General features: G+C 46.1%; 11 protein-coding genes. 7 read left to right on the top strand and 4 right to left on the bottom strand.

Annotated elements, in window-relative coordinates; translation table 11 throughout:
• The 3 genes from PEL01S_RS33420 to PEL01S_RS33410 all read left to right on the top strand — a co-directional run.
• The coding region (locus PEL01S_RS33420) for a non-ribosomal peptide synthetase (RefSeq protein ID WP_127463250.1) at positions 1 to 4,257 on the top strand (4,257 nt) is incomplete at its 5' end.
• Positions 4,258 to 4,494: 237 nt separating this feature from the next.
• Positions 4,495 to 4,875: a phage holin family protein gene (locus PEL01S_RS33415; RefSeq protein WP_239551327.1), complete on the top strand. Its 381-nt coding sequence runs from the start codon at positions 4,495 to 4,497 to the stop codon at positions 4,873 to 4,875.
• Positions 4,857 to 5,054 (top strand): hypothetical protein, encoded by a 198-nt coding sequence (locus PEL01S_RS33410; RefSeq protein ID WP_127463249.1) that lies wholly within the window; start codon positions 4,857 to 4,859, stop codon positions 5,052 to 5,054. The genes PEL01S_RS33415 and PEL01S_RS33410 overlap by 19 nt, the downstream gene beginning before the upstream one ends.
• A 738-nt stretch (positions 5,055 to 5,792) precedes the next feature.
• Here the strand turns inward: PEL01S_RS33410 and PEL01S_RS33400 are convergent.
• Positions 5,793 to 6,356: a hypothetical protein gene (locus PEL01S_RS33400; protein ID WP_127463248.1), complete on the bottom strand. Its 564-nt coding sequence runs from the start codon at positions 6,354 to 6,356 to the stop codon at positions 5,793 to 5,795.
• A 19-nt stretch (positions 6,357 to 6,375) separates the two neighbouring features.
• A complete protein-coding gene (locus PEL01S_RS33395) occupies positions 6,376 to 6,960 on the bottom strand; it encodes a zinc metalloprotease (protein ID WP_127463247.1) in 585 nt (194 codons plus the stop codon).
• Between the two features lie 905 nt (positions 6,961 to 7,865).
• Between PEL01S_RS33395 and PEL01S_RS33385 the strand changes: the two genes are divergently transcribed.
• Both PEL01S_RS33385 and PEL01S_RS35495 read left to right on the top strand, forming a co-directional pair.
• The gene (locus tag PEL01S_RS33385) at positions 7,866 to 8,900 is read left to right on the top strand and encodes a DNA-binding protein (protein WP_127463246.1); all 1,035 of its coding nucleotides are present in this window, start codon (positions 7,866 to 7,868) and stop codon (positions 8,898 to 8,900) included.
• The gene (locus PEL01S_RS35495; protein ID WP_255320196.1) at positions 8,897 to 9,022 is read left to right on the top strand and encodes a hypothetical protein; all 126 of its coding nucleotides are present in this window, start codon (positions 8,897 to 8,899) and stop codon (positions 9,020 to 9,022) included. The genes PEL01S_RS33385 and PEL01S_RS35495 overlap by 4 nt, the downstream gene beginning before the upstream one ends.
• 52 nt (positions 9,023 to 9,074) lie before the next feature.
• On the opposite strand, the gene PEL01S_RS33380 is transcribed toward PEL01S_RS35495, so the two are convergent.
• Positions 9,075 to 9,344, bottom strand: coding sequence for a hypothetical protein (locus tag PEL01S_RS33380; RefSeq protein WP_127463245.1), 270 nt, complete (start codon positions 9,342 to 9,344; stop codon positions 9,075 to 9,077).
• Positions 9,345 to 9,520: 176 nt separating this feature from the next.
• Between PEL01S_RS33380 and PEL01S_RS33375 the strand changes: the two genes are divergently transcribed.
• Positions 9,521 to 10,879, top strand: a complete 1,359-nt coding sequence (locus PEL01S_RS33375) for an IS4 family transposase (protein ID WP_127463244.1) — start codon at positions 9,521 to 9,523, stop codon at positions 10,877 to 10,879.
• Here the strand turns inward: PEL01S_RS33375 and PEL01S_RS33370 are convergent.
• Positions 10,862 to 11,452 (bottom strand): ATP-dependent DNA ligase, encoded by a 591-nt coding sequence (locus PEL01S_RS33370; RefSeq protein ID WP_127463243.1) that lies wholly within the window; start codon positions 11,450 to 11,452, stop codon positions 10,862 to 10,864. The two genes, PEL01S_RS33375 and PEL01S_RS33370, sit on opposite strands and share 18 nt — an antisense overlap.
• Positions 11,453 to 11,612: 160 nt before the next feature.
• On the opposite strand from PEL01S_RS33370, the gene PEL01S_RS33365 reads away from it, so the two are divergent.
• Positions 11,613 to 11,975: a hypothetical protein gene (locus tag PEL01S_RS33365; protein WP_127463242.1), complete on the top strand. Its 363-nt coding sequence runs from the start codon at positions 11,613 to 11,615 to the stop codon at positions 11,973 to 11,975.
• Positions 11,976 to 12,051 lie beyond the last annotated feature (76 nt).

Raw genomic sequence — 12,051 nt, 5'->3', positions numbered from 1 at the left:
CGCGAACTAAGAGCAGCGTTGTCCGGAGTACTGCCGGGCTATATGGTGCCGGCCTGCTTCGTACAGCTGGAGCGTATGCCGTTAACGCCTAATGGCAAGATTGACCGAAAAGCCTTGCCTGCCCCGGAGGGGATTGTGAACACCGGAGTTGAATATGTGGCTCCCCGTAACGCGGTGGAGGCCAAGCTGGTTCGGATCTGGAAACGAGTGCTTGGCGTTCGGAACATTGGAGTCAAGGACAACTTCTTTGAGCTCGGGGGACATTCGTTGCGGGCAACGACTTTGGTCGGTAACATCCACAAAGAGATGAATATCCAAGTGCCGCTGCGAGAAGTGTTTGAACATCCTACGATTGAGCAAATGGCGGGCAGGATTGCTGAGCTGGAGCAGCGGGCGTATGCTTCTATCCCGGTCATTGAGCTAAGCGACTACTATCCGGTTTCCTCGGCTCAGAAGCGCATGTATATTTTAAGTCAACTGGAGGGCGGGGAGACCAGCTACAATATGCCGGGCGTCATGACGATAGAGGGAGCGCTTGACCGGGTCAAGTTTGAGGAAGCCTTCCACAAGTTAATTCTTCGTCATGAAACTTTGCGCACCAGCTTCGACATTAGGAACGGGGAGCCGGTTCAGCTTATACACCGCCATGTGGATTTTAAGGTAGAGTATGAACGATGTAGTGAAGCGGAAGCAGAAGCGTACATACGAGCCTTTTTCCGTCAATTTGACTTGAAGCGGGCTCCGCTGCTGCGCGTAGGTTTGATTGAGATGAACCCCAGCCGACATATCTTGCTGTTTGAGATGCATCACATCATCTCGGACGGGGTCTCGATGGGCAATCTGGTGAAAGAGCTTGCCCGCTTCTATAGGGGAGAAGAGGTTCCGGCTCTTCGGATTCAGTATAAGGATTATTCGGTATGGCAGCGGGCGGGAATTTCCAGCGAGTGGATGCGCCAGCAAGAAGCGTACTGGCTGGATACGTTTAAGGGAGACCTTCCGGTTCTCGATATTCCGACCGACTATGCCAGACCAGCCACGAGAAGCTTTTCGGGTGATATGCTCGAATTTAGGATCGACCGGCAGCGAAGCGAAGAGCTAAGGAAGCTGGCTGCACAGACCGGATCTACCTTGTACATGGTACTGCTGGCGGTGTATACGGTTTTTCTATCAAAATGCAGCGGGCAAGAAGATATTATCGTAGGAACTCCCATAGCGGGAAGGCGGCATGCCGAGCTTGAGCCGATCATCGGCATGTTTGTGAATACGCTGGCGATTCGCAGTAATCCTGCGAAAGAAAAGCCGTTCCTGACCTATTTGGAGGAAGTCAGAGCTATTGCGCTCAAAGCATTTGAGAACCAGGATTATCCTTTCGAGGAGCTTGTGGACAGGCTTGATGTTCAAAGGGATACGAGCCGCAATCCGTTATTCAATGCGATGTTTGTGCTGCAAAATATGGACTTAGGGTCATTGGATCTTGACGGTCTGCAGATGAAGCCTTACCCTTGCAGGCATTCCGTAGCCAAGTTTGATCTGACCCTTAATGCAGCCGAGGAAGGCGATCAAATCGTATGCAACCTCGAATATGCCGATCGGTTGTTCAAGAAAGAAACGATAGACCGGATGGCGAAGCATTTCATTCAGCTTATCGACGCCATGTTGGAAAATCCAAAGGCTGAGCTCAAGTCGATCGAGACCATAACGGCACAAGAGAAGGCGCAAATCCTGACCCTATTTAACGATACGACAGTGGATTATCCGAAAGAAAAGAGCATTCACCGGTTGTTTGAGGAGCAGGCCGCCAGGTTGTCGGAGCAAGTGGCCGTTATAAGCGGAGATGAGCGGTTAACGTATGGCGACTTGAATAAAAAGGCAAACCAGTTGGCGAGAAGGCTTCGGGCCGACGGTGTACAAGCCGATGAACCCGTAGGTCTTATTGTTGAGCGGTCCATTGACATGGTGATCGGGATGCTGGGAATTTTAAAGGCAGGCGGAGCTTATGTGCCTATGGACTCTACTTTTCCGATGGAACGCATCCGTTATATGGTGGAGGATTCGGCAGCAAAAGTGGTGGTGGTTCACGGGGAGTCGCCGGAATACGGCTCACTTTCCGCCAGACTTGTTGCGTTGAATGATCCGAGCTTACGGAAGGAAGACTCCTTTAACCTGGTTGAAGTGTCCGGACCGAACGATATGGCCTATGTCATTTACACTTCGGGAACAACAGGGAAGCCTAAGGGGGTCATGGTCGAGCATCGGAATGTGACGCGTTTAGTAAAAAATACGAATTATGTTGAGCTAAACGAACAAACAAGGATATTGCAGACCGGAGCCGTTGTGTTTGACGCTTCGACGTTCGAAATTTGGGGGGCTCTGTTAAATGGCGGGCAGCTATGCTTGACGACCCATGACAACATTTTAGACGGGCGCCGCTTAAAGCAAGTGATTCAGCAGTATGAGATTAATACGATGTGGCTAACATCGCCGCTGTTTAACCAACTATCGCAGCAGGACAACCAACTGTTCGCAGGACTCCGGACGCTGCTTGTCGGGGGCGATGAGCTGTCTGTGCCGCACATTAATCACGTATTGCGAAATAACCCGACGCTGACTATTGTTAACGGGTATGGCCCAACGGAAAATACTACGTTTTCCACAACGCATGCTATTGTCGGTGAACAAACCCATACGGTTTCGATCGGGCGTCCGATCCATAATTCTACGGCTTATGTCGTGGATGAAGAAAACAGGCTGCAACCGATTGGAGTATGGGGAGAATTAATCGTCGGCGGAGATGGAGTAGCCCGCGGGTATCGGAATAAACCCGAATTGACGAAGCTTTCGTTTATCGAAAGTCCTTTCCGGGAAGGCGAACGTTGCTACCGGACGGGGGACCTGGCACGCTGGCGGGAGGACGGCACGCTGGAATACAAAGGCCGGGCTGACCAACAAGTGAAGATCCGAGGCTACCGGATCGAGCTTGCCGAAGTGGAAGCGGAACTGCTAAAGCTAACCGGTGTCCGAGAGGCAACCGTCATTGTGAGAACGGACGAAGCCGGACAGAAGTATTTATGCGCGTACTTCGCATCGGATGCTCCGCAAACCGTGACCGGCCTTCGTGATTTGATGTCACAAGTATTGCCAGGCTATATGGTTCCGTCCTACTTTGTTCGGATGGAGAAGCTGCCGCTCACGGTGAATGGAAAGATCGACCGCAGCGCGCTGCCTGAACCGGAAGGGGAGATAAGGAGCGGAGGGGAGTACGTGTCGGCCCGAACGCCAATGGAACGGCAATTGGCACATATTTGGCGTGACGTGCTTGGAGTCGAACCTATTGGAGTGAAGGATAACTTTTTTGAAATCGGGGGGCATTCGTTAAAGGTGCTTCAACTGATTCAGAAAATTAATATGGAAACAGGCATTGATATGCCATTTCGTGTCGTATTTGAGAATCCTTTCCTTGAGCAGATGGCAGACACGCTTCAAAACCTCAGCTTCAACAAGCTTGAACAAGGCGATGACCACAAGATCATCAAATTAAACGAAAACGGATTGCTTAATGTGTTCTGCTTTCCGCCCTTAGTAGGATATGGGATATCTTTTTCCCAGATGGCGAAGCAGCTTGAAGGCCATTGCATTGTTTATGCGCTTGAGTTTATCGAGGATTATGCCGATCGTGAAACGATGCTGGACGCCTATATCGACTCTGTTCTAAGTATCCAAGAGAAATCGCCTTATGTGTTTCTTGGCTATTCTTTGGGAGGGAGTCTGGCCTTCGAGGTTGCCAAAGCCATGGAGAAGCGGGGATATGAAGTGTCGGATATCGTGATGGTCGACTCCAAGAGGATCACGCGCATGAGACAGCAGACTGGCCAGGAAATGCGAGATCACATCGATCATATTCTGGATATACTTCCTGAACCGTTTAATGAAGTTTTCAATGCTCCGGTTACGCAGGATAAAGTAAAGAAGAAAATGTATGCCTACATGGATTACGGGAATGAGCTGGTTAATACGGGGACCGTCCGGGCGAACATCCACGGGCTGGTTGCAGATGGCTTAAGTGCAGGGCTGACTGCTGACAAGGATGCATTATTATGGAGGCAGGCTACGCTGAACAGGTATACGGAATATGAGGTGGTTGGGGACCATCAACAGGTGCTCGCTCCGGGCTTTGTAGAGGAAAATGCCAAGGTCTTTCAGCATATCGTCCAAAAGATTGTTGAACAACAGGTTGAAAGAGATCGGGTTCTTGTATAGAAAAGTCACTTCATCGATAATCCCGATACTTGAAATGTCAAAAGCAGAAAATCCGTTCCTCATGAAGGGGCGGATTTTTTGCCGTCATGAGTACTTTTGCGTTAGAAATATTTTAGATCATGAAAAATTGCTCCCACAATTAGCGCTATTTTCAAAGCAGGCTTCGGCATCGTCAGGGCCTTCATCTCTTGGGTCGTCGTCGGGCTTGGACTCGCCTTTACGATCCTGTTAGGGCTTATGTTGCTGGATTATGTGACGGGGCTTATGGCTGGATACGTCCGGAAGGAGTTGAGCAGCCGGATAGGTATCACGGGGCTCTACATCATTATCCTCGTCGGTTGCGTGTACATGATCGAAATCTCGGTCCTGAAATCGAACGGCGTCTTCGGTGACGGCGTGGTTATCGCATACAGCGTTATCGAATTCCTAAGCATCGTCGAAATGGCGGAAAGCTCGGGGTGCCGCTCGGACGCCACAGGAGCAGACGGAAATGCTCCGGGTCTGTGGCTACGCTACCTATCCGGCGTATACCAAAAAGTTGAATCACATCATTTTCTGAATATGAGCTTGAAAAATATGATACAGAGGTGGGAGAACCAATGCTTGATGCGGGAGTAGCGAACACGGTTATTGATACTTGGATGAGTCCGGCATGGAAGGAGTTGGACGTAAAACGGCAGGAGGCTGAACAAGCTGGAGACGGCACCGCGGCCGCAGCGTATGAGGTGCAGGCCGATTATATTCATTGGCTGGCGAATGAGCTGAGGAAGACGTCCGGGCAACAAATCGAGGTTTAACAAAAACAACGTGCAACCTTTATGATGTAATAAAAAAAACCACCAATTCGCAGAGGTAACAAATAATGAACGGCTCTTGTTGCAAAAGTTGCGAACAAGAGCCGTTTTTTTGCATTTTTGCATTATTCCACGTAATCAAAATCGTCGCTCAAAGCTGAAAACGAGCTACAATGGTGGTTTTTTCTTTATTGCATCTAAACCGACAATAAAGAGTGTCATAAGAAAAGAGTACAATAAAGAGCTAGCATAGCTTGGTTCAGGGAAAATGTAGTAGTAAGTTAGCACACAGTTGGCTATGAAAAAAATTAAGTATTTCATGATGTTATTCATATAGTTTTATTCACCCTTTAATCTTAGAACCAAGGATCTATAATAGTCCCTCTTCTAGCATCAGCCAGTACATCGGAGTTTTTAGTAACTCTCATTTCTTTTAAAAGTTCGTAGTCTCCAATGAAAGTTCCATTGTGATCAAAACGACCAGGTCCTCATTCCCGATAGTAGTATTTAATAAACGTATATAGGTTTCTACGTGCGAATTTGCAAAATAATAAACACCATACCCAGCAACCGCGATACTAACAACTTCCTGCCAAGAGAGTGTTATGTTTCTACCGCTAATGAAGTTTAGCGGTCGTTAGGTTATGAGCTGCCAATCTTTCATATGGTACGCCACCAATAAAAAAATCACCACTCTGCTTCCGTTAATGAGAAAGTGAGTGGTGATTTTAATAAATCCCTTTATTTGATTTTGTATTTCTCGATTAATTCATTTTTGAACTTGCCAACCTTTTCGTCTGTATTTGATTTTGAAATCGTACTTTCCATACTGTACTTCCCATCATGTACACCAACGATGTTATACAAATCAGGGGATTTCTGATCGGGTTTTAGTACGAGGAGATATCTTTTGTTTTTCTCCATGATTTCGTATCCTTCAATTGAAAACTGTGTTTTCCCTGGCTTAATTCCGTTGTCAACGATATATACAGGTTCAGCTACTTTTATAACTGCTCCTTCTTTCAGTTGAGTTTTGTTAGCGTAGAAGCGTTCAACTTCAAAACTGGTGATTGTATAAGCTTCCTTCGTGAAACCTTCTGCGTCTCTAACGACATGGTTTTCGCTTGCAATTGGTTTGCCCGTGATAATAAGATCGGATCGATTTTCAAGCTCATTCAGAGATTTGTGGTTAACAGGCATGGCGTCGATTTGGGCAGTAGTTACTTTGCTGTCCGCATACATATACCCACCGACTGATAATGTAAGAGCAACAGATGCTGTAACAATGGTTTTTTTGAATTTCATGAAATTTCACACCCCCTTGTTAATTTCCATATTTTTCTTTGATGTGTTCCTTATCGGCTTGCTGCGGTTTATTATCCTCCCAAACGATTGACGTATCTCTCATAACCGAAGAGACGCCTGAGTTATTATGCTTAAGTCCTACCGCATGACCAAACTCATGCGAGAATGCATACGTTGTTCCTTTACTATCAAGTTTGCCGAGATTGGCGTGATCGAATCGAACTCTTGCCCTATCTCTTTGATCGTCAGGGTTCACTTGGGTCCATCCAAATAAACCATACGTCCAATAATCGACAACTCCATATACATCTAGACCGGTAAGGGAATCTCCCGTATAAGCCACAATGCCGCCGTAAGTGGGCGTAGAAGAGACTTCGGACACTGCCAAATTGCTAGAAATGTTGTTCCATGCTGATACGGCGGAATCAGCATAACCCGTATAACCATAGGAAGAGATCGACGAATCTTTCCAATATTTCAAATATTTTGCAGAATTACCAAATCCGGTGCTGTGGTAATGATCGCTACTCGCGAAAGCAGTGACCGACAACGATGCAGCGCATAGAATGAAAATTGATGCGCCAATCAATTTACGTTTCCACATAAAAATCATCTCTCCTTTTTACTATATTACAAAAAGCCTTAGCGTACAGGATACCGGCCTTTTTTCGATCAATCGGGGCTTAGCGTATATTTTCGTTAAAATGTTGGCGGGACCCCTCATTCAATATACCATATTATTCAAAATATTGGAATTAATTTCCGAAATATGATTCTATCGTCCCATTTTGTTCGCTCGATAAAAAAACAATCGTTCACGTAAAAGTTTGTCAACTTGCTCGTCGCTGTAGCCAAACTCGGCCAACCTTCGGGCGGCAAACCCGGCACCTGTCGATGCCCTATATTCCGCATCATGTAAGTCCTGGATTTTGTAAAACCGTTCAAAGATCGCCGATCCGAGACAGATACAGAATCCGTTCCTGATTTTCCCCGACCATAAGCATTTAGAGAAAAACTAAAATGTGGGGCTATTCCATTTTTCACCTCCCACCGATCCCAATTTTTCATTATCCTAAAACAAGTTATATTTGGGAATTTATTCAACCCCAAATACTTAAACGGACAATGAAATAAAAATGTTGCACACGCTAATGTCTTTTGTTTTAATCCGGCCACATCCCTCCAAATTGAGTGATTTTGAACAATGGTCGGCCGACTAAATCGTTCTCCTAAAAAGTACCATGTATACCAATATAATCATATGGGACAAAACTACTTTTTTATGAGCATTTAGTAGTACTAGATTAAGCGATATTGATAGGCTTTTTCTAAAATTGATTGTAAAAGCATGTATTAAATTGACGTTTTGTGTCAAATTTTGGTGTTTTGGCCTCGTTTTTTTCTGTTTTTTTCTAATAATCGTTTAATCTCCTCCAAATGCTCTATATTGCCACCTAACAAACCTAGATGTAATATTATGGTATTAATCGAAGGGAGTGATTGGGGCAAATGGCAAATGTAGGCGGAGGGCTTGGGGCAGAGATCAAGGATCATTTCTTTTATACGGCGGAGCATCTTTTCAAGGAGGAGAAAAAAGCAGAGGCGGCACCCTTGTACCGCTATATCATTGATCTGGAAACAGATCATAACGATCAAAGGTGTCTTCTGTGTGAATTTCGGTTGTTTCAATGTCTTGTTGGTGTGAGTTCAGAGAAAAACAAGGAAGCGCTAGAACGGTTTGAGCCGTTTTACAGCCGCTTGCAAGAAGGGTTGCGACTAGAGGCTATTTTTTGGATGGCTAATGTTTATTATTCGTTAGGTGACTGGAACAAGGTAGAGCGTTATGGAAACGAACTTCATGATTTAACACAAAATGCGTATGATAAATTAAAAAAAGAAAAATTTGTTAAAAATCTACATACTGAGCGGCATTTAGTGGTATATTTAGGTCATGGGTTACGAATCAAGGGATTTATTCTGACCCTGCAAGGACAATACGAAGAAGCGAAAAAATACGTGGCAGCGTATTCAGACCTTGGGTGGGTTGAATTCCTTGACGAAACTGGGAAAAAGGAGGTAGAGAGGTTTCGTACTTGGAGTCAGGGAAACATGTATGCGCTTGAGTTGAAAACTGGAAACGAAAAGGCACTCCATGAGTATATCGATTTTCTGCAAAAGCATCCTGCTGAATTTCTTGGTGGTGCAAAAACCATCATTGAAGCAGCAAATAAATTTAGCTTTAATGTTGATGATATCATGGAGACGCTTGTACAAAAGCTTCCATCTGTAGACTCTGAGGTTAGCTTTGTGGACGGCACCCAATTATTTCATTTTTGGTACGAGAAAGCAGTCTACAGCTTCAAGAAAAATAGGCTTATTGCGGGAATCGACGAATTGTTATATGCCCTTTATATGGCACGAGTCATGAAGTATTATATGGGGTTCGAGAAATGTACAACTTTATTCCGGGAGCATGGTGATTATGCGACGGAACAGCAGAAGTTGGGGTACAAACATATTGTAGAAGGAGTGTTTGATTTATGAAAAACTTTTTATTATCAATTATGATGGGGTTGATTTTGTTAAGTGGTATCATTGTACAGCCGACACAACCGACACAACAAACAAATATGTCGGCCCTTGAAGACCATGGTTGGGGAGTTTAATATAAAGCAAAAGAGTCCCGGCCAGTGGTCAGGGACTCTTTCATTTGTTCAGTCATAGTATAAACTCCACGAATGCCGGTGCGCGAAGCAGCCCCGCCTTCGTCCAATTCCGTATTTTCACCCTCGCTTTTAGCCATGGCTCCAGATATATGAAGTCGCGGTCTTCATGCGTCTTCAAACGGTCCTTGACGCTATGAAAGGCGGCCCGGTGCTGCGGCGTCACTCCAAGTTCAATCACGCCAACCGGGCGCAGCTTACCCCCGCTCCCCGGTACCGACGCCAGCCACCCGAATTCTGCCTTGCGGTAGCCTGTGATGACCACGTCTACGTACGTCCAGTTAATTACTCAAGTTTCGCAGCTTGAAAAACGCGTTTAGATGTTGAGATTACTGGCATTTCGGTATAAAACTAGCAAACTTGACAGAAAAACACCTTTCACGTTTGGTAAAATGGAAATTGTCGAGATTACCATTCCAAACAAGAAAGGTGCGTAACCTTATGTTACACCACATCTCCCTGTCTGAAAAGTGTGAAGAACGCTTTTCAACCATGTTTGCTACTTTGAAATTGGGCAGTTTACTCCGCCAAGCGGGTATTCGAAAATCGTTTGGCCTTCCGGCTCTTGCTGTTTTCCAGCTCATCTTCACGTTAGTTTTTCAGCAGCGTAGTTGGTCCCGCTTGCTCGAAAGCAGCCACCGTTCGTCACTGCCCGGAAAAGATGTCGTTTACCGTTTCTTGAATCATCCCGGGTTTGCATGGCGTCGGTTCTTTCAGATGCTTAGCTTGAAGATCGTCCAGCACTTTGAGTCGCTTACCTCTGCCACTCGCGTTCGTGCCTTTATTGTGGACGACTCCGTCCTGAAACGAAACCGTTGTAAAAAGGCAGAATTATTGGCACGCGTTCATGACCATACGACGGGGCGTTTCGTGCGAGGGTACAACATGCTGACGCTTGGATGGTCGGATGGATTCAGCTTTGCACCCATCGATTTTGTCATGCTTAGTTCCGCCAAACTAGCGAATCGTTTCTGCGAAATGAAGGAGCGTTTGTCCAAACGTACGCAAGGCTACAAACGGCGTATGGAAGCTTTTTCTCGAAAGCCGGATGCCGTCGCGGCACTCTTGGATCGCGCTTTGCAGCTTGGATTTGCTGCGGATTTTGTTTTGATGGATAGTTGGTTCACCCAAGCTCCGTTGCTGCGTAGTCTGATGGCGAAAGGCTTACATGTGATCGGCATGATTAAAGATATGAAACAACGTTACCAGGTAGGCAACAAACGAATGTCATTAAAAGAACTACACGCGGGACTACCTCGATTCAGTAAAAAAGAACTGCTCGGTTCGATCCTTGTAAGGACGGATTGTGGATTGCCGATCAAATTAGTTTTTGTTCAAAATCGCAATAGCCGCAGGGAATGGCTTGCCATTTTGAGCACGGATGTAGCACTGACGGATGCTGAAATTGTCCGCATTTATGGGTTACGATGGAGCATCGAAACCTTCTTTAAATTCACAAAGTCTTATTTAAAGCTGGGAAGCGAGTTCCAAGGCCGCTCTTTTGATATGCTGATCAGCCATACAACGATTGTCTTCACGCGCTATCTTTTAATGGAGTGGGAACGACGTGAGCATCAAGATCAGCGTTCATTAGGAGGGTTATTTTTCCTCTTCTCTGATGAAGTCCGAGACCTCGATCTAAAGGCAGCTTTCCAGCAAATCTTCGCTTTCTTCCTTGAGCTTTCCCAGACGAAGAACAAACGGGAGGAGTCTGCCATTTTAAGTCAAGTACAGCAATGGATTTCAAGTTTGCCCAGCTATATCAAGGCTTTGATGCCAAAATTAAGCTGCGAAACTTGAGTTAATTATCTTCAGCCACGCATCCGATCGACCGCTAACATATACTGATTCCGCCCGCTTCGCTACGATCCCCTCCATTTGGCGCGCCTCGATTTCGTTGAACAGGCGCTCGCCTTCTTTTCGAACCGACGGTATGACGGATATACACGGGTTGCCTATGTTAATGGACGCCAGTATTTCCTTTCGCCTATACAACGGCAGCGCCGTCAAGTCCACGCCATTTAACCGCAGGATATCAAAAACGACGTAATTCACCGGCCGGGCTTCTGCTGCCCGCCGTATCCGGTTCGTCTTCCGGAGCGAGAAACGTTCCATGACGGCCTCGAAGTCAATCGCGCCGGTGCCGTCCGTGGCCGCGACCTCGCCATCGAGAATGACATCGTCGAGCATTACGTCGTTTAGCTCCGGGTACTGGCGTGAACAATCATTATGATGACGTGTGTAAAGGCGGGTTTGGCCGCCTTCGATCCGCGAAAGAATGAGCCGGTGACCGTCTATTTTCGGTTCGAATACGTAGTCAACGTGCGAAAATGGGCGCGGGGACATCTGAAGCAGCATAGGCTGAATGAACATAACGAACACCTCTACCTTAATTTTAACGGATTTTGATGCAGGTCAGGCGCGGGAAGTTGTGGGAATTGAGATTTGTTCGGAAGCACATAATGACGTAAATATCTGGGAATAGTAATGCTGGCAGATGGGCAACCATAAATTTGTTAGGAGGTCAGCACAAATGGCTAATTTGAAAACGGCAGAAGTCAGATTCCACACGAACGACGACGACAAGGACGATGACACAAAGCTCTCAATTACCATCGAAAAGGGACACGATCAATTTGCAAAAATTGAGGGGATTGAGGGCCATTTTCCAGACCATAGCGAAAACGGCCCCTTTGGTCTGGAAGTGCAAGGCGTAATTAGTAAGGAACAGTTACAAGGTGCCACTACAACAGTAAAAATCATAGCAGTTGGTAATGACACTTGGAAATTTAACTGTTTTTTGGAGCTTGGTTACGACGATGGTTCGCGCCAGAAATGGGAATGGTTTGGTATCAAGTTGAATGAGCACGATGGAGGCACGCACCTCCAAATGTAATTGCATTAGTGAGAATTTCTTGGAGTGGAAGTAGGAGTTTTAGGTTCGAATATGAGAAAAAGAGTCCCGGCCAGCG

This window comes from Paenibacillus elgii NBRC 100335, assembly GCF_004000865.1.
In the GTDB taxonomy this organism is placed as follows: Bacteria; Bacillota; Bacilli; order Paenibacillales; family NBRC-103111; genus Paenibacillus_G; species Paenibacillus_G elgii.
The sequence above is the reverse complement of the archived record's forward strand: the minus strand, read 5'-3'. Positions and strand labels throughout refer to the sequence as shown.

Coding starts and splice junctions, on each gene's coding strand:
- PEL01S_RS33375 (WP_127463244.1), top strand. CDS start 9,521: ATGTTACACCACATCTCCCTGTCTGAAAAGTGTGAAGAACGCTTTTCA.
- PEL01S_RS33410 (WP_127463249.1), top strand. CDS start 4,857: ATGCTTGATGCGGGAGTAGCGAACACGGTTATTGATACTTGGATGAGT.
- PEL01S_RS33415 (WP_239551327.1), top strand. CDS start 4,495: ATGTTGCTGGATTATGTGACGGGGCTTATGGCTGGATACGTCCGGAAG.
- PEL01S_RS33395 (WP_127463247.1), bottom strand. CDS start 6,960: ATGTGGAAACGTAAATTGATTGGCGCATCAATTTTCATTCTATGCGCT.
- PEL01S_RS33365 (WP_127463242.1), top strand. CDS start 11,613: ATGGCTAATTTGAAAACGGCAGAAGTCAGATTCCACACGAACGACGAC.
- PEL01S_RS33400 (WP_127463248.1), bottom strand. CDS start 6,356: ATGAAATTCAAAAAAACCATTGTTACAGCATCTGTTGCTCTTACATTA.
- PEL01S_RS35495 (WP_255320196.1), top strand. CDS start 8,897: ATGAAAAACTTTTTATTATCAATTATGATGGGGTTGATTTTGTTAAGT.
- PEL01S_RS33385 (WP_127463246.1), top strand. CDS start 7,866: ATGGCAAATGTAGGCGGAGGGCTTGGGGCAGAGATCAAGGATCATTTC.
- PEL01S_RS33370 (WP_127463243.1), bottom strand. CDS start 11,452: ATGTTCATTCAGCCTATGCTGCTTCAGATGTCCCCGCGCCCATTTTCG.